Here is a 16,763-nt window from a genome sequence, read left to right on the forward strand (position 1 = left end):
CGGCTCCAAATCCTGGTTGAGGGGTCGGCCGCCCTCCCCCTGAGCGGCCGCGCCGGAAAGGCCGGGGCCGTCGTCCGCCATTCCTCACCGGCGGGTGGCGGCCCCGGCGCCTGAGTCGCTGGGACCGCCTGGTCAACATCCTCCGTCGAGGGGCGGTTCCAGCCTGCGCGACCGCGCCGATGGTGGCCGTGACCCCCGAGGCGGTCCCATCGGCGCGGTCCACCGGTCAGCCGAAGTGGGCATGCGCGATCACCAGCCCGAAGCGGAACAGCCTCACCGGGCGGATCCACCATCGCCGGCCAGGACTCCCGAACTTTCTCCTTGAGCGAGATGCGGTGCGCTGCAAACGCTCCGCAAACGCCTTGTGGACGCGGGGATTGTCTTATCGGGCTTGTCCCAAGCAACAAGCCCTTACGGGAGGCACGATGAAGCTGTACAAGCTGGCGTCGGCGGGCATGGCGGCGGTGGCCGTCGTCGGGATCGCCCAGCCGGTGAACGCTGCGGCACGGTCAAGCGAGCAGGCGGTGCCCGTGGCCGGGGCCGTCGCGGCGGCAGCGACCGAGGCCGAGGCCGCGCGGCGGTGCAACATCGTCGCGGGTGCTCCATTCAAGGCCGGGAGGCGTATCAAGGCCAACGTGAAGTCCACCGGATGCAACGCGACGTGGGTGCACACGGCGTCCCTCTGGCGGCACCGCGCCTGGGGATGGCAGCGCCTCGGCGGCCAGCAGCGCTGGGTCGGCGGCAAGTTCAAGACCGTGAACATCCCTTGTGACAGGCGGACCACCTACACCTACAAGACGCACATTCTGTCCAAGCAGGGTGGGAGCCTCCTGCACACCTGGAGCAGGCCGATCCGCATCCGCTGCAGCTGAACGCGCGCCGGGCGGGCCTGCGGGCCCGCCCGGCTACCGCTTGAGCAGGCGGCGGAACTCCAGGCTCGGCTCGACGCCGAGCTGATGGCGGAGGTCGGCACGGTAGTCGTCATAGACGCGCCGTGCCGTCGCCATGTCGTGCCGGGCCAGGTTGGCCTCGGCGAGGATGCGGTGCGGACCCTCGTTCAACGGATCGATCCGCACCGCGCAGTCGGCCACGTCGATCGCACCCGGGACGTCTCCCCGCGCGAGGAGCGTGACCGCGAGCCGTTCCAGCGCCAGGAGGCGGAGCCGGTCCCAGCGCTGCCGCTCGGCGTGGACGTCGTCGTCATCCGACTCGGGGAGCAAGGGGAGCCGGAGCGGTTCCCAGTCGTCGATGTGGCAGCCGGCCAGCACGTGCTGGGCCAGCCCTCGTGCCGCTGTGACATCGATGTGCACCCCGTCGGCGATCATCACCGCGTCACGCCCGGCCCGGACGATCGCCTCCCCGGTCAGCCGGCGGATCTGCCACAGCGCGTACCGGAACCTGCGGGTGGCGGTGCAGACCTCGACGTTGGGCCACAGTTCCTCGGCGGCCCGCTGGCGGTCCCTCCGGCGCTCGCCGAGCGCCAGCCGGATCACCAGCCGGCGCGGATAGGTGGGAAGCCGCACCTCGCAGCCGTCGACGTGGCACACGAACGACGACAGGAGATGCAGGCATCCGCCTGCGGCGCATCGAGACATGCCATCGACCGTAGGAAGCCCGGACGCGGTGTTCCTAGGGCCGTGGGGCCCTGACGGGGGCCCGGATTCGTTGTGCCCGCCGTGAGAGGGTTGGGGCGGGTATGCGAGGAGGCGGGAGCGTGGGCGGTCGGGGGCTGGTGCCGTTGCTCGCGTTTCTGGGGGTGATGGCCTACTCGCTGTCGATGGCTGTGGTGACGCCTGCTCTGCCGCTGCTGCAGGAGGGTCTGCACACGACGGCGTCCGGCGCGGCCTGGGCGCTGACGGCGATGACGTTGTCGGCCGCGGTGTCCACGCCGGTGATCGGGCGGCTGGGGGACCTGTACGGGCCCCGGCGGGTGCTGCTGGTCGTCGTGGTGATCGCGACCGTGGGAATGGTCATTGCGGCGGCGGCCTGGTCGATGCCGGTGATGGTGGCCGGGCGGGTGCTGGCGGGGGTGGGCGGCGGAGTCTTCCCGCTGGCCTACACGATCATCCGGGAGGTCTTCCCGCCCGAGCGGACGGCGTCCGCGGTCGGGCTGATGTCCTCGATGCTGGGGCTCGGCGGCGCGGTGTCGTGGTGCATCGCCGGGCCGATCATTGACCATCTCGGGTGGCGCTGGTTGTTGTGGGTGCCGGTGGTGGGGCTGGTGCCCGGGCTGGTGGCAGCGTGGTGGATCGTTCCATCGACTGCGCCGCAGGAAGGCGCGGGCGTCGACTGGTGGGGCGCGGTGTTGTTCGCGGGGTGGCTCGTCGCGGCGTTGACGGCGCTGACGCAGGGCATGGACTGGGGCTGGGCGTCACCCGGGGTGATCGGGCTGCTGGGGCTGGCTGTCCTTTTGGCGGTCTGCTGGTTGCTGGTGGAGCGGCGGGTGGCCGATCCGCTGGTCGATCTGAAGCTGATGCGCAAGCGGGGCGTCTGGACGGCCAACGCGGCGTCGTTGTTGTCGGGGTACGCGCTGATGGCGGGAGGCGTGCTCTTTCCGCTGCTGGTTCAGCTCCCGGAACGTTCCGGGTTCGGGTTCGGCGGGACGGCCACGCAGGCCGCGTTGTTGCAGATTCCCGCCAGCATCGGGATGACCGCGGCGGGGATGACCGCCGGGCTGCTGGACCGGCGGATCGGCTCGAGGGCGGTGCTGCTGTCCGGGGCCGTGCTGACCGGCGTGGGATACGGGTTCCTGGCGTTCGAGCACGGGGCCATGTGGCAGCTGTATCTGGGCGGGACCGTGCGGGGGATCGGCCTGGGCTTCGCGTACGCGGCGGTGGCCAATCTGGTGGTGGCGGCGGTTCCCTTGAGCGAGACCGGGGTCGCGACCGGGATCAACACGCTGATCCGGACCGTCGGCGCGTCGCTGGGCACGCAGGTCAGCGCGGTCATCGTCGCGGCGTCCGTGACCAGTGCGGGGCTACCGGCCGAGCGGGGCTTCACGGCGGGGTTCGCGGTCAGCGGTGTGCTGATGGCGGGCGTGCTGGTGTTCGCGCTGATCGCCCCTCGCCGGGCGCCGGGGACGAGGCCGGCCGGGCGGGTGGACAGGGGCGCCGAGCCGGTTCACCGGTGACCTGGCGGAATGGCAGACTCTTCCCCCATGAGCGACTGGGTGGGGCGGACCGCGACGGAGATCGCGGCGGCGGTACGGGATGGCAGGGTCACGGCGGCCGAGGTCGTCCGGGACCATCTGGACACGATCGCCGCGCTGGACGGCGAGCTGGGCGCGTTCGTCCGGGTGCGCCGCGAGCGGGCCCTGGCGGAGGCCGGGGCGGTGGACGGGCGGAGCGACCGGGCCGAGCTGCCGCTGGCGGGTGTGCCGGTGGCGATCAAGGACAACGTGCCGGTGGCGGGTGAGCCGATGCGCAGCGGGTCGGCCGCGACGCCGGACACGCCGCAGGAGGCCGACCATCCGGTGGTGGCGCGGCTGCGGGCCGCGGGCGCGGTGGTGGTCGGGCTGACCAACCTGCCCGAGCTCGGGATCTATCCGTTCACCGACAACGCGTTCGGGACGGCGAGGAATCCGTGGGACCCGAGCCGTACGGCGGGTGGCTCGTCGGGGGGCTCGGCCGCGGCGGTGGCGGCCGGGATGGTGCCGATCGCGCACGGGAACGACGGCGCGGGATCGATCCGGATCCCGGCGGCCAACTGCGGGCTGTTCGGCATCAAGCCGGGCCTGGGCGTGGTTCCGGCCGAGATCGGCACCGACGCCTGGGACGCGATGTCCGAGAACGGCCCGCTCGCGACCACGGTCGCCGACGCGGCCCTGATGCTGGCGGTGATGGCCGGGACGCCCGCGCTGGCCGAGGTAGGTGAGCCCGGCGAGGTGGGCGTCGCGCTGTCGATCAAGCCGCCCGCGCCCGGTGTCCGGATCCGGCCGGAGCTGAAGGCGGCCGTGCGGACGGCGGGCAAGGCCTTGGTGGGCCTTGGTCACCATGTGGTCCGCGACGATCCGGCGTATCCGCTGTGGGCGGGGCCGGCGGTGCTCTCCCGGTGGCTCGCGCTCCCGGAACTGGACGCCGAGCCACTGCTGTCGGACTCGCGGCTTGAGCGGCGTACGCGGCGTCACGTTCGCGCTGGGCGGCTCATGTCCAAGGTGCGGGCGCCGCAGGCCGAGGATCGTGAGCGGTTCAAGGAGGCCGTGGCGCCGCTGTTCGAACGGCGCGACGTGCTGGTGATGCCCACGCTCGCCCAGCGGGCGCCCAAGGCCCGGCAGTGGGGATCGGGCTCATGGCTGCACAGCGTGGGCTCCGCGATGACCTACGCGCCGATGACGGCCGCCTGGAACCTGGCGGGATTCCCCGCAGCGACCGTGCCGATGGGCGTGGGCGAGTCGGGCCTGCCGCTGTCGGTGCAGCTGGTCGCCGCTCCTGGCAAGGAGTCGCTGCTGCTCGGCCTGGCCGCGCAGCTGGAGGCGGCCCTGCCCTGGCAGCGGTACGCGCCCGGCTACGGCGTCTCGGTGGACCCGGCCGTGGCCGCGGAGCGCGCCGTGATGGCGGCCCGGGAGACCGGGCACAGCCCCGACGGGCATGACGGCTGCGGTCACTGAGGGGCACGAGAAGATGAACCGGGGCGTGACCTCGCGGCCACGCCCCGGACACCGAAGGACGACCCGGCGGCTACCGGGCCGGCGGGCGGGACGCGGGGGGCGCCCCACCCGATGAGCGTCAGAACGACTCGACGGCGCGCCGCGCCTCCGGGTCGAGGACGCCCCAGGTGATGAGTTCTTCGGTCAACTCGGTCGGGGACTTGTCATAGATCACTGCGAGCGATCGCAGGTCCTCCTGCCGGATGGACAGGACCTTTCCGTTGTAGTCGCCCCGCTGGCTTTGAATCGTCGCGGCGTAACGGGCGAGTGGACCGGCCTTATCCTTCGGAAGCTGCTGCAGACGCTCGAGATCGATCACGAGCTTCGGTGTTGGCCCGAGCGGGCTCGGCGCGGCTCCGCCGGGCAGCAACTCGGATACCGGCACGCCATAGAAATCGGCGAGCTCGGCCAGCTTCTGAACGGTGACGGCGCGGTCGCCCCGCTCGTACGAACCCACGACGACGGCCTTCCAGCGGCCACGTGACTTCTCTTCCACACCATGCAGGGAAAGCCCCTGCTGGGTACGGATGGCGCGCAGGCGCGCACCGAGAGCCTTAGCGTATTCAGACGGCATGTTGCGGCCCCCCAGGCTCACTTTCGTCGTCGTTGTCGGGGCCCTGGGGAAGATCAGGATCCGGCGGGCCTATTCACCCTAAGGGTCCATCTCCAGGGATGGTTACGGACAGTGACGGTAAAACGGTGACGGCTCTAGGTCAAGCTGATTGGAAAAAAGGGGTCGAATACGTAGGTCTCGATCCGGGCCGTCCGGATCGGCGCGAAGCCCCTCAGGCATGGCTTGCCAGGCGATTCCGCAAGGCCCGGAACAGGGGCGTTCGCCCCCAAGTGTGACCCCTCTCACCAGGCAAGACAGGGCCGAGCCCGGGTACTGGGCAGCCGGGTGTGACTGCTACGGTGATGGGGACAAGGCGTCCTTTAAGACCCGTCCTGTGAGGCGGGAAAGGAGGTTTCGGTGGTGAATGCTGCCTCCCGGCCGGACGGGCCGGTCGAGGCGCGCGTGGCAGACGGTCACAAGGCTGTTCTCGAAGGACCTGACATCCGACGCGCGCTCACCCGGATCGCACACGAGATCCTCGAACGCACCAAGGGCGGCGACGACGTCGTCCTCCTCGGCATCCAGACCCGCGGCGTCACGCTCGCCGACCGGCTCGCCGCACTGCTCCGCGAGGTCGAGGGCCGCCCCGTGCCCTGGGGCTCGCTCGACGTGACGATGTACCGCGACGACCTGCGCATGAAGCCCGCCCGGGCCCTCGGCCGCACCGAGCTGCCCCCCACCGGCGTCGACGACCGCATCGTGGTCCTCGTCGACGACGTGCTCTTCTCAGGCCGCACCGTGCGCGCCGCCCTCGACGCGCTGAACGACCTGGGCCGCCCGCGCGCCGTCCAGCTCGCGGTCCTGGTCGACCGCGGGCACCGTGAACTGCCCATCCGCGCCGACTACGTGGGCAAGAACCTGCCGACGTCGACGCGCGAGACCGTGAAGGTCCTCCTGGCCGAGAACGACGCGCGGGACGCCGTCCTCCTCGGGCCCGCGACGGGAGCGGGCCGGAAAGGGAGCAGTAAGTGAAGCGCCATCTCATCTCCGCTGCGGACCTGACCAAGGACGACGCGCTGCTCGTCCTGGACACGGCCGAGGAACTGGCCCAGGTGGCCGACCGCTCCATCAAGAAGCTGCCCACGCTGCGCGGCCGCACCGTGGTCAACCTCTTCTTCGAGGACTCCACCCGTACGCGCATCTCGTTCGAGGCGGCCGCCAAACGGCTGTCCGCGGACGTGATCAACTTCTCCGCCAAGGGCTCCAGCGTCTCCAAGGGCGAGAGCCTCAAGGACACCGCGCTGACGCTGGAGGCGATGGGCGCCGACGGCGTCGTCATCCGGCACATGGCCTCCGGCGCGCCGCACCGGCTGGCCAACTGGGTCCAGGGCAGCGTCATCAACGCCGGTGACGGCACCCATGAGCACCCGACCCAGGCGCTGCTGGACGCGTTCACCATGCGCAAGCGGCTCGGCAGCCTGGACGGCCGCAAGATCACGATCGTCGGCGACGTCCTGCACAGCCGGGTGGCACGCTCCAACACGCTGCTGCTCAACACCCTCGGCGCCGAGGTCACGCTGGTCGCGCCGCCGACGCTCTTCCCGGTCGCGGTCGGCACCTGGCCCTGCGAGGTGTCGTACGACCTGGACGCGGTGCTCCCCAAGAGCGACGTCGTCATGATGCTGCGAGTCCAGCACGAGCGCATGAACGCCTCGTACTTCCCGACCGTGCGCGAGTACAGCCGGCGCTACGGCCTCGACGGGGAACGCATGGCCCGGATGGCCGACGACGCCATCGTCATGCACCCCGGCCCGATGAACCGCGGCGTCGAGATCGCCGCCGAGGTGGCCGACTCCGTCCGTTCCACCATCGTCGAGCAGGTCGCGAACGGCGTCAGCGCCCGCATGGCCGTGCTCTATCTGCTCCTCGGCGGCTCGGAGCCCGCCATCGGCAAGGAGGTCTCCGAATGAGCCACACCTACCTCATCAAGAACGCCCGCGTCCTGGGCGGCGACGCCGCCGACATCCTGGTCCGCGACGGTGCGATCGCCGAGGTCGGGCAGGGGCTCGACGCCGGCGGCGCCGAGATCGTCCAGGCCGACGGCCTGATCGCGCTGCCGGGCCTGGTCGACCTGCACACCCACCTGCGCGAGCCGGGCCGCGAGGACGCCGAGACGGTCGAGTCGGGCACCAGGGCCGCCGCGATGGGCGGGTTCACCGCCGTGCACGCCATGGCCAACACCGACCCGGTCGCCGACACCGCGGGCGTGGTCGAGCAGGTCTGGCGCCTCGGCCGCGAGGCCGGCTACTGCGACGTGCAGCCGGTCGGTGCCGTCACCCGCGGCATCGCGGGCGTGCAGCTCGCCGAGCTGGGCGCGATGGCCGACTCGGCCGCGCGGGTGCGCGTGTTCTCCGACGACGGCCACTGCGTGTCGGACGCGGTCATCATGCGGCGCGCGCTGGAGTACGTGAAGGCGTTCGACGGCGTCGTCGCCCAGCACGCGCAGGAGCCGCGGCTCACCGAGGGCGCCCAGATGAACGAGGGCGTCATGTCGGCGGCGCTCGGCATGCGCGGCTGGCCCGCGGTCGCCGAGGAGGCGATCATCGCCCGCGACGTGCTGCTCGCCGAGCACGTCGGCTCGCGCCTGCACGTCTGCCACGTCTCCACCGCGGGCTCGGTCGAGCTCATCCGCTGGGCCAAGAGCAAGGGGGTCCAGGTCACCGCCGAGGTCACGCCGCACCACCTGCTGCTGAACGACACCAAGGCCGAGACGTACGACCCGATCTTCAAGGTCAACCCGCCGCTGCGCACCGCCGACGACGTCACCGCGCTGCGGCACGCCCTCGCCGACGGCACCATCGACTGCGTCGCCACCGACCACGCCCCGCACCCGGTCGAGGCCAAGGAGACCGAGTGGGCCGTGGCGGCCATGGGCATGATCGGCCTGGAGACCGCGCTGCCGGTGGTCCAGGAGGCCATGGTGGAGACCGGCCTGCTCGACTGGACCGGCGTCGCCGACCGCATGTCCTACCGTCCCGCCCGGATCGGGCGCCTCAGCGGACAGGGTCGTCCGCTGGAGGCCGGTTCGCCGGCCAACATCACGCTGTACGACCCGTCGCCACACATGGTTGTGGACCCCGCCGGGTTTGAGTCCAAGAGCCGTAACTCGCCCTTTGCGGGACTCGAGCTGCCCGGCCGGGTCATCGCAACATTTCTGCGAGGTCGTCCCACCGTTCTGGAAGGAAAACTTCAGCCAACTTCCCGGCCGTGAAGACCGAACGAATGCCCGGGCTTCACACCGGGTCGCGCTCCCGCTCCGGCACTGGCTGTGCCGTGCGGGTCGCATCTACCGAAAGGAAGAACCTTGCGGTACGGGCACGTTGGCAAGTACCCACGCCAGGCACTCGGGACCCAGCGACACCAGACGAGATCAGCGCCCCAACTGTTTCCACCGGATGGATCCGGCTCGTGCCTTAAGGCTCACTCTTCCAGCTTGAGCACCCTACGTGATCGGTCGGACACAAGAAGGAATTTCAAGTGAGTTCAGCGCTGCTTGTGCTCGAAGACGGACGTATCTTCCGTGGCGTCGCATACGGGGCGGAGGGAGAGACCTTCGGCGAGATGGTCTTCAACACCGGGATGACCGGTTACCAGGAGACGCTCACCGATCCCTCGTACGCCCGCCAGATCGTGGCGATGACCGCGCCGCACATCGGCAACACCGGCGTCAACGCCGAAGACCCCGAGTCACGGCGCATCCAGGTGGCCGGGTACGTGGTGCGCGAGCCCGCCCGGGTCGCCTCCAACTGGCGCGCCACGGGGTCACTGGGCTCCGCGCTGCGCGAGCAGGGCGTGGTGGGCATCGCGATGCCCGGCACGCGCGCGCTCACCCGGCACCTGCGCGACCGCGGCGCCATGCGCGCCGGGATCTTCAGCGGCGCGGCGGCCGAGGCGGCCGAGAGCGCGTTGCTGGAGAAGGTGCTGGCGTCTCCCAGGATGGAGGGGGCCGACCTGGCGGCCGAGGTCGCCACGACCGAGCCGTACGTCGTCCCGGCCATCGGCGACAAGCGCTTCACCGTGGCGGCGGTCGACCTCGGCATCAAGTCGATGACGCCGCATCGGATGGCCGAGCGCGGCTGCGAGGTGCACGTGCTGCCCGCCACAGTGACGGCCGACGACATCCTCGCCCTTGACCCGGACGGGGTCTTCTTCAGCAACGGACCCGGCGACCCGGCCACCGCCGACCACCAGGTCGCGGCGCTGCGCGGGGTGCTGGACGCAGGCAAGCCGTTCTTCGGCATCTGCTTCGGCAACCAGATCTTCGGCCGCGCGCTGGGCCTCGGCACGTACAAGCTGCGGTTCGGCCACCGCGGCGTCAACCAGCCGGTGCAGGACAGGCGCACCGGCAAGGTCGACGTCTCCGCGCACAACCACGGCTTCGCGGTCGACGCGCCGATCGACGGCCCGTTCGACACCGCCTACGGCCGCGCCGAGGTCAGCCACGTCAACCTCAACGACAACTGCGTGGAGGGCCTCCGGCTCCTCGACCGCCCGGCGTTCAGCGTCCAATACCATCCGGAGGCGGCGGCGGGCCCGCATGACGCGACCGGCCTCTTCGACCAGTTCTGCCAGATCATGGAAGGGCCGAAGTAATGCCGCGCCGTGAAGATCTGAAATCCGTCCTGGTCATCGGGTCCGGCCCGATCGTCATCGGCCAGGCCTGCGAGTTCGACTACTCCGGGACGCAGGCGTGCCGGGTGCTCAAGGCCGAGGGCCTGCGGGTCGTGCTGGTCAACAGCAACCCGGCGACGATCATGACCGACCCGGAGTTCGCCGACGCCACGTACGTCGAGCCGATCACCCCCGAGGTCGTCGAGAAGATCATCGCCAAGGAGCGCCCGGACGCGCTGCTGCCCACGCTGGGCGGCCAGACCGCCCTCAACACCGCCATCTCGCTGTACGAGAGCGGCGCGCTGGAGCGGTACGGCGTCGAGCTGATCGGCGCCGACGTGGACGCCATCCAGGCGGGGGAGAACCGCGAGCGCTTCAAGGAGGTCGTCGCCAAGGTCGCGCGCGAGCAGGGCCTGAACGCCGAGTCCGCGCGCTCGCTCATCTGCCACACGATGGACGAGGTCATGGCGGCCGCGGGCGAGCTCGGCTACCCGCTCGTCGTGCGGCCGTCGTTCACCATGGGCGGTGCCGGCTCCGGCTTCGCCCACACCGAGGACGACCTGCGCCGCATCGCCGGCGCCGGCCTCGACGCGTCCCCGACCAGCGAGGTGCTCCTGGAGGAGTCGATCCTCGGCTGGAAGGAGTACGAGCTGGAGGTCATGCGCGACAAGCACGACAACGTCGTGATCGTCTGCTCGATCGAGAACCTCGACCCGATGGGCGTGCACACCGGCGACTCGATCACCGTGGCGCCCGCGATGACGCTCACCGACCGCGAGTACCAGAACATGCGGGACGTCGCGATCGCGGTCATCCGCGAGGTCGGCGTCGACACCGGCGGCTGCAACATCCAGTTCGCCGTGCACCCGGGCACCGGCCGCATGATCGTCATCGAGATGAACCCGCGGGTGTCGCGGTCGTCGGCGCTGGCGTCCAAGGCCACCGGCTTCCCGATCGCCAAGATCGCGGCCCGGCTGGCGGTCGGCTACACGCTCGACGAGATCCCGAACGACATCACCCGCGAGACCCCGGCGAGCTTCGAGCCGAGCCTCGACTACGTCGTGGTCAAGGTCCCGCGGTTCGCGTTCGAGAAGTTCCCCAGCGCCGACGGCACCCTCACCACCCACATGAAATCGGTGGGCGAGGCCATGGCCATCGGCCGCAACTTCACCGAGGCCTTGCAGAAGGCGCTGCGGTCGCTGGAGCAGAAGGACTCGTCCTTCTCATGGCCTGCGCCGGCCACTGAGCCGGTCACCGACCTGGACGCGCTCATCGAGGAGACGAGGCGGCCCCACGACGGCCGGCTGCGCAAGGTGCAGCAGGCGCTGCACGCGGGCGCCTCGCTGCAGCAGCTGTACGACGCGACGGGCATCGACCCCTGGTTCCTCGACCAGATCGCCGGGATCAACGAGATCGCCGACGAGATCCGCACCGCCGAGGACGCGCTCACCAAGGACAAGCTCCTGCGCGCCAAGCGGCACGGCTTCTCCGACGCCCAGATCGGCCGGCTGCGCGGTCTGTCGGAGGAGGTCGTCCGCGAGCTGAGGCACGCCCTCGGCATCCGGCCGGTCTACCTGACGGTCGACACGTGCGCGGCCGAGTTCGCGGCGCAGACCCCGTACCTCTACTCGGCCTACGACGAGGAGACCGAGGTCCCGCCGGGCAACAAGCCCAAGGTGCTCATCCTCGGTAGCGGGCCCAACCGCATCGGCCAGGGGGTCGAGTTCGACTACAGCTGCGTGCACGCCTCGTTCACGCTCGCCGAGGCGGGCTACGAGACCGTCATGGTCAACTGCAACCCCGAGACCGTCTCGACCGACTACGACACCTCCGACCGGCTGTACTTCGAGCCGCTCACGCTGGAGGACGTCCTGGAGGTCGTGCACGCCGAGCAGAAGTCCGGCGAGGTCGCGGGCGTGATCGTCCAGCTCGGCGGGCAGACGCCGCTGGGCCTGGCGCAGAAGCTCAAGGACGCGGGCGTCCCGATCGTCGGCACCTCGCCGGAGAGCATCCACCTGGCCGAGGAGCGCGGCGCGTTCGGCCGCGTCCTGCACCGCGCCGGTCTGGCCGCGCCCAAGCACGGCACCGCCACCTCGTTCGAGGAGGCACGCGAGATCGCCGCCGAGATCGGCTATCCGGTCCTGGTGCGGCCCTCGTACGTGCTGGGCGGCCGCGGCATGGAGATCGTCTACGACGACGCCACGCTGTCCACGTACATGACCAAGGCGACCGACGCCAGCCCCGAGCACCCGGTGCTGGTCGACCGGTTCCTGGACGAGGCCATCGAGATCGACGTCGACGCGCTCTACGACGGCGAGGAGCTCTATCTCGGCGGCGTCATGGAGCACATCGAGGAGGCCGGCATCCACTCCGGCGACTCGGCGTGCGCGCTGCCGCCGATCACGCTGGGGCACGACGACATCCGGCGCATCCGCGAGTCCACCGAGGCGCTCGCGCGCGGCATCGGCGTTCGCGGCCTCATGAACGTGCAGTACGCGCTGTCGGCCGGCGTGCTCTACGTCCTGGAGGCCAACCCGCGTGCCTCCCGCACGATCCCGTTCGTCTCCAAGGCGACCGCGGTACCGCTGGCCAAGGCTGCCGCCCGCGTCATGATGGGCGCCACCGTCGCCCAGCTGCGCGGCGAGGGGTTGCTGCCGGAGGTCGGCGACGGCGGCTCGCTCCCGCTGGACGCGCCGATCGCGGTCAAGGAGGCGGTGCTGCCGTTCGACCGGTTCCGCAACGCCCAGGGCCAGGGCGTCGACACCGTGCTCGGGCCGGAGATGCGCTCGACCGGCGAGGTCATGGGCATCGACGAGGTCTTCGGCACCGCCTACGCCAAGTCGCAGCAGGCCGCGTACGGCGCGCTGCCCACCAAGGGCCGCGCGTTCGTGTCGGTCGCCAACCGGGACAAGCGGCACATGATCTTCCCGGTGAAGCGGCTCGCCGACCTGGGGTTCGAGATCCTGGCCACCGAGGGCACCGCGGAGGTCCTGCGCCGCAACGGGGTCCGTGCCAAGATCGTGCGCAAGCACAGCGAAGGCCCCGGATCCGATGGCGAGCCCACCATCGTGCGGCGCGTCCTCGACGGCGAGGTGGACCTCATCGTCAATACTCCCTTCGGAAGCCCCGGCCAGTCCGGGCCGCGTCTCGACGGTTACGAGATCCGAACCGCCGCGGTGCTGCGCGGTGTGCCGTGCGTGACCACCGTCCAGGGTCTCGCGGCGGCGGTACAGGGCATCGAGGCCGTCGCGGGTGGCCAGGTCGGCGTGCGCTCGCTGCAAGAGCACGCCGAACGGCTGCGTGGCGCGCACGGCCGGGGGTGACCGGGGCAGGGGCCGCCCTGACGGGTGGCCCCAGCGGGGTGGCCCCGGCCGGGGGTGGCCGCGGCCGCACACGACGAGAGGGAGATGGGTGTCCGACACACCGGTGCAGACGTCGGCAACCGTTCTGACGGTCCGCCAGGTGCAGGACTACCACGCGATGACGCTGGTGGCCCCGGCGATCGCCGAGCGGTTCCGGCCCGGCCAGTTCGTCGCGCTCGCGGTGGGGGGCGAGCACACCAGCCGGCTGGTCCGCCGCTGCTTCGGGGTGTACGAGGTGAAGTCGGACTACGGCGGCACCGTCGAGGTCGTGTTCGCCGACCGTGATCTGGGCACCGCGTGGCTGGCGGGCCGCCGGGCCCGGGACCAGGTCGACCTCGTCGGCCCCCTCGGCCGCCCGTTCCGGCTCCCGCGGGATCCGGTCAGCTGCCTGCTGGTCGGCGGCGGCCCCGGCGGCGCGGCGCTGTTCGCGCTCGCCGACACGCTGCACCGGCGCGGCTGCCAGGTGCATTTCGTGCTCGGCGGCCCGGCCGCGCGGCAGGTGTTCGGCTCACGGATGGCGCAGCGCATCGGCGACACCGCCGTCATCACCACCGAGGACGGCTCCCTGGGCGAACGCGGCACCGTCCGCGACGTCCTGCCCAGGGCCATCCAGGAGACCGGCGCCGACGTCGTCTACGGCTGCGGCCCCACCCGCCTCCTGCGCACCGTCACCGCCACCGCCGCCGAGCACGGGCTGCCGTCCCAGGTCTCGGTGGAGGAGTTCCTCCAGGAGACCGGCGCCTGCGGCATCGGGGTCTGCATGACGTGCGTCCTGCCGATCCACGGGGAGGACGGCGTGACCCGCATGGTGCGGGCCTGCGCCGACGGTCCGGTGCTGCGCGGCGACCGGGTCCGCTGGAACGATCTGGGCACGATCCCGTTCGACGCGCTGGGCGCCCCGCGCGCGCTGAGCGGAGGTTCCAAGTGAGTACGCGCGGCCGCGCGCCGGTGAGCGGAGCGAACCCATGAGCACGCGCATGCAGACGGCACTCGGCTCTCTGGAGCTGCCCAACCCCGTCATGACGGCTTCCGGGTGTGGCGGTACGGGCCGCGAGCTCGCCCAGTTCTTCGATCTGGCCAAACTCGGCGCGTTCGTCACGATGTCGGTCATGCCGCAGCCGCGTGCGGGACGGCCCACTCCGCGCATGGCCGAGACGCCGAGCGGCCTGCTCACCGCCATGGGGCTGCCCGGCCCGGGCATCGAGTCGTTCCTCGAACGCGACCTGCCCTGGCTGCAGGAGCAGGACGCGCGCATCATCGTCTCGGTGGCGGGCAACAGTGTGGAGGAGTTCGCCGAACTCGCCGGGCGCCTGCGCGATGTGTCCGGCATCGCGGCCATCGAGGTGAACGTCGCGTGCCCCAACATCGAGGACCGCGGGCGCATGTTCGCCTGGCACCCCACGGCGGCGGCCGCCGTCGTCCGGGCCGTCAAGACCAACGCCCGTGTCCCCGTCCTGGCCAAGCTGGCGCCGGACGTCACCGACATCGTCACCATCGCGCTGGCCTGTGTCGACGCGGGTGCCGACGGCCTGACCCTCATCAACACCATGGAGGGCTTGGCGATCGACGCCCAGACCCTCCGCCCCGCGCTCACCGGCGTGTCGGGCGGGCTCTCCGGCCCGGCCATCCGCCCCATCGCGCTCCGCTGCGTCTACCAGGTCCACGCCGCCCTCCCCGGAACGCCGATCATCGGCGTGGGCGGGATCGCCACCGGCCTCGACGCCCTGGAGTTCGTCCTCGCGGGAGCCTCGGCCGTCGCGGTCGGCACGACCCTGTTCCACGACCCCTCGGCCGGTCCCCGCATCCTGCGCGAGCTTGAGGACGCCCTTGCGGCCCGCCGCATGCGCCTCGCCGACGCCGTCGGCCTCGCCCACAAACCCGCCGGTTACGTACCGCCCCAGGTCCGTCCTGAACCGAAGGTCGACGAGCCGGGGGAGCTGAAGGAGAGGCTTCCGTGAATCCCGCCCCCATCGCCGTCGCGCTGGACGCGCCCGACCTGGAGACGGCCGCGCGCTGGGCCAGCCTCGTCACCCCTCACGTCAGCACCGTCAAGGTAGGGCTGGAGCTCTACCTCCGCTACGGCCCGGACGTCGTGGCGAGTGTCCGCGGCGCCAGCCGCGTCCAGGTCTTCCTGGACCTCAAGCTGCACGACATCCCGGCCACCGTGGCCGGCGCCACCCGTGCCGTGGCCCGCCTCAAGCCGGCCTTCCTCACCGTCCACGCCGCGGGCGGGCAGGCGATGATCCGCGCCGCCGTCGAGGCGGCCCCCGCCACCAAGATCGCCGCCGTCACCGTCCTCACCTCCCTCCGTGACGCCGACCTCGCCGACCTCGGCCTCGCCGGACCGGCCTCAGACGCCGTACGGCGCCTCGCGGCGCTCGCGGTGGACGCCGGTGCCCAAGCGCTCGTCTGCTCGCCCCAGGAGGCCGCTGCGGTCCGTGCAGAGGTCGGTCCCGACATCACGCTCATCACCCCGGGCGTCCGCCCGGCAGGCGCGGCCACACAGGACCAGGCCCGCGTGGCGACCCCCGAGGACGCCCTGGCGGCCGGCGCCGACCTCCTCGTGATCGGCCGGCCCATCACCGGCGCCCCCGACCCGGGCGCCGCCGCGGCCGGAATCGCCGCTGTGCTGAGAAGGCTTCCGAGGCTCGACCCGCTCGCCTAGCGGCTCGCGGGCCGATCTCGAAAGCGTGCGAGCGCGGCATCGCTTCGCGATCTCTCGTGAAGCTTCGCCTTCGGCTCGCTTCACGACCCGGTAGCGCGCTCGCGTGCGGGTTGGGCGGTGCGGGGCACGCGGGTCGCTCTTTGCCCGTTCTTTACTCGCATTGCAGGGAAATGGACACATTGGGTCAAATGGTGTGCGATCCCATTGCTGTGCCCGGAATGTGATGGGGATCACGGAGGGGGTCCAGGGGCGGGGCCTGCTGGAGGTGCCGGGTGACACATTTAGGGCCTCGGTGGGTGGTTTTTTGCGATCTTGCGAAAGTCCCAGGGTGGTGGGGGATTCGGCGTTGGAGGGCCCGAGTTGCCCACAGGCCGTATTCAGGACACTCCAAAGAGTGATTTTCGCGATTTTGTGGCGTGCTAAACGGCACTTCACGTTGCCTTATGGGGTCTGAACTCGCTAGTTTCCCAACCCGTCCGACTCCGTCGAGTGGAAACCTGAGGTGACCCGGCGTGGCTCTTCCGCCCCTAACCCCCGAACAGCGCGCCGCAGCCCTTGAGAAGGCTGCCAAGGCTCGCAAGGAGCGGGCCGAGGTGAAGAACAAGCTCAAGCACGGGGGAACCTCGCTTGCCGAGGTCCTGAAGGAGGGGCAGACCGACGACGTCATCGGAAAGATGAAGGTGTCGGCCCTCCTCGAATCCCTGCCCGGTGTGGGCAAGGTGCGTGCGAAGCAGATCATGGAGCGTCTGGGGATCGCCGAGTCGCGCCGCGTGCGCGGCCTCGGTGCCAACCAGCGCGCCTCCCTGGAGCGTGAGTTCGGCGGCGGCAACCGCTGATGCGACTCGCGGACGGGCGCGGCGGTTCGGA

The 16,763-nt window shown here is 71.2% G+C and carries 14 protein-coding genes; 12 read left to right on the forward strand and 2 right to left on the reverse strand.

The genetic code is table 11. The annotated features are described in order from the left end of the window. Positions 1-425: 425 nt before the first annotated feature. The gene (locus F8566_RS36180; RefSeq protein ID WP_151566379.1) at positions 426-872 is read left to right on the forward strand and encodes a hypothetical protein; all 447 of its coding nucleotides are present in this window, start codon (positions 426-428) and stop codon (positions 870-872) included. A gap of 33 nt (positions 873-905) precedes the next feature. Here F8566_RS36180 and F8566_RS36185 read toward each other — a convergent pair whose 3' ends face one another. Then, the gene (locus F8566_RS36185; protein WP_151566380.1) at positions 906-1,595 is read right to left on the reverse strand and encodes an AfsR/SARP family transcriptional regulator; all 690 of its coding nucleotides are present in this window, start codon (positions 1,593-1,595) and stop codon (positions 906-908) included. A 119-nt stretch (positions 1,596-1,714) separates the two neighbouring features. Between F8566_RS36185 and F8566_RS36190 the strand changes: the two genes are divergently transcribed. Continuing rightward, the gene (locus F8566_RS36190; protein ID WP_151566381.1) at positions 1,715-3,130 is read left to right on the forward strand and encodes an MFS transporter; all 1,416 of its coding nucleotides are present in this window, start codon (positions 1,715-1,717) and stop codon (positions 3,128-3,130) included. 27 nt (positions 3,131-3,157) lie between these two features. Further along, positions 3,158-4,606, forward strand: a complete 1,449-nt coding sequence (locus F8566_RS36195) for an amidase (RefSeq protein ID WP_151566382.1) — start codon at positions 3,158-3,160, stop codon at positions 4,604-4,606. A gap of 118 nt (positions 4,607-4,724) precedes the next feature. On the opposite strand, the gene bldD is transcribed toward F8566_RS36195, so the two are convergent. Next, positions 4,725-5,219 carry a transcriptional regulator BldD gene (gene bldD, locus F8566_RS36200; protein ID WP_030145002.1) on the reverse strand — a complete coding sequence of 165 codons (495 nt, stop codon included), beginning with the start codon at positions 5,217-5,219 and terminating at the stop codon, positions 4,725-4,727. Positions 5,220-5,618: 399 nt separating this feature from the next. Here bldD and pyrR point away from each other — a divergent pair, with 399 nt between their 5' ends. The 9 genes from pyrR (at position 5,619) to mihF (ending at position 16,732) form a co-directional block, all read left to right on the forward strand. Further along, the gene (pyrR, locus tag F8566_RS36205) at positions 5,619-6,230 is read left to right on the forward strand and encodes a bifunctional pyr operon transcriptional regulator/uracil phosphoribosyltransferase PyrR (RefSeq protein WP_151566580.1); all 612 of its coding nucleotides are present in this window, start codon (positions 5,619-5,621) and stop codon (positions 6,228-6,230) included. Further along, positions 6,227-7,168, forward strand: a complete 942-nt coding sequence (locus tag F8566_RS36210) for an aspartate carbamoyltransferase catalytic subunit (protein ID WP_151566383.1) — start codon at positions 6,227-6,229, stop codon at positions 7,166-7,168. The genes pyrR and F8566_RS36210 overlap by 4 nt, the downstream gene beginning before the upstream one ends. After that, the gene (locus F8566_RS36215) at positions 7,165-8,469 is read left to right on the forward strand and encodes a dihydroorotase (RefSeq protein ID WP_151566384.1); all 1,305 of its coding nucleotides are present in this window, start codon (positions 7,165-7,167) and stop codon (positions 8,467-8,469) included. The genes F8566_RS36210 and F8566_RS36215 overlap by 4 nt, the downstream gene beginning before the upstream one ends. Positions 8,470-8,735: 266 nt before the next feature. Then, positions 8,736-9,851, forward strand: a complete 1,116-nt coding sequence (gene carA / locus F8566_RS36220; protein ID WP_151566385.1) for a glutamine-hydrolyzing carbamoyl-phosphate synthase small subunit — start codon at positions 8,736-8,738, stop codon at positions 9,849-9,851. Continuing rightward, positions 9,851-13,192 (forward strand): carbamoyl-phosphate synthase large subunit, encoded by a 3,342-nt coding sequence (gene carB, locus F8566_RS36225; protein WP_151566386.1) that lies wholly within the window; start codon positions 9,851-9,853, stop codon positions 13,190-13,192. Before carA ends, carB begins: the two co-directional genes overlap by 1 nt. Positions 13,193-13,280: 88 nt before the next feature. After that, positions 13,281-14,159, forward strand: a complete 879-nt coding sequence (locus F8566_RS36230; protein WP_151566387.1) for a dihydroorotate dehydrogenase electron transfer subunit — start codon at positions 13,281-13,283, stop codon at positions 14,157-14,159. A 37-nt stretch (positions 14,160-14,196) separates the two neighbouring features. Continuing rightward, a complete protein-coding gene (locus F8566_RS36235) occupies positions 14,197-15,189 on the forward strand; it encodes a dihydroorotate dehydrogenase (protein ID WP_151566388.1) in 993 nt (330 codons plus the stop codon). Further along, positions 15,186-15,896: an orotidine-5'-phosphate decarboxylase gene (gene pyrF / locus F8566_RS36240; protein ID WP_151566389.1), complete on the forward strand. Its 711-nt coding sequence runs from the start codon at positions 15,186-15,188 to the stop codon at positions 15,894-15,896. Before F8566_RS36235 ends, pyrF begins: the two co-directional genes overlap by 4 nt. A 512-nt stretch (positions 15,897-16,408) precedes the next feature. Then, positions 16,409-16,732 carry an integration host factor, actinobacterial type gene (gene mihF / locus F8566_RS36245; protein ID WP_151566390.1) on the forward strand — a complete coding sequence of 108 codons (324 nt, stop codon included), beginning with the start codon at positions 16,409-16,411 and terminating at the stop codon, positions 16,730-16,732. The last annotated feature ends 31 nt before the right edge of the window (positions 16,733-16,763 follow it).

It is taken from the genome of Actinomadura rudentiformis (assembly GCF_008923185.1).
In the GTDB taxonomy this organism is placed as follows: domain Bacteria; phylum Actinomycetota; class Actinomycetes; order Streptosporangiales; family Streptosporangiaceae; genus Spirillospora; species Spirillospora rudentiformis.

Excerpts from the sequence above, each read along its gene's own strand:
- F8566_RS36185 (WP_151566380.1), bottom strand. The coding sequence starts at position 1,595 with ATGTCTCGATGCGCCGCAGGCGGATGCCTGCATCTCCTGTCGTCGTTC.
- F8566_RS36180 (WP_151566379.1), top strand. The coding sequence starts at position 426 with ATGAAGCTGTACAAGCTGGCGTCGGCGGGCATGGCGGCGGTGGCCGTC.
- F8566_RS36195 (WP_151566382.1), top strand. The coding sequence starts at position 3,158 with ATGAGCGACTGGGTGGGGCGGACCGCGACGGAGATCGCGGCGGCGGTA.
- F8566_RS36215 (WP_151566384.1), top strand. The coding sequence starts at position 7,165 with ATGAGCCACACCTACCTCATCAAGAACGCCCGCGTCCTGGGCGGCGAC.
- bldD (WP_030145002.1), bottom strand. The coding sequence starts at position 5,219 with ATGCCGTCTGAATACGCTAAGGCTCTCGGTGCGCGCCTGCGCGCCATC.
- F8566_RS36235 (WP_151566388.1), top strand. The coding sequence starts at position 14,197 with ATGAGCACGCGCATGCAGACGGCACTCGGCTCTCTGGAGCTGCCCAAC.
- carB (WP_151566386.1), top strand. The coding sequence starts at position 9,851 with ATGCCGCGCCGTGAAGATCTGAAATCCGTCCTGGTCATCGGGTCCGGC.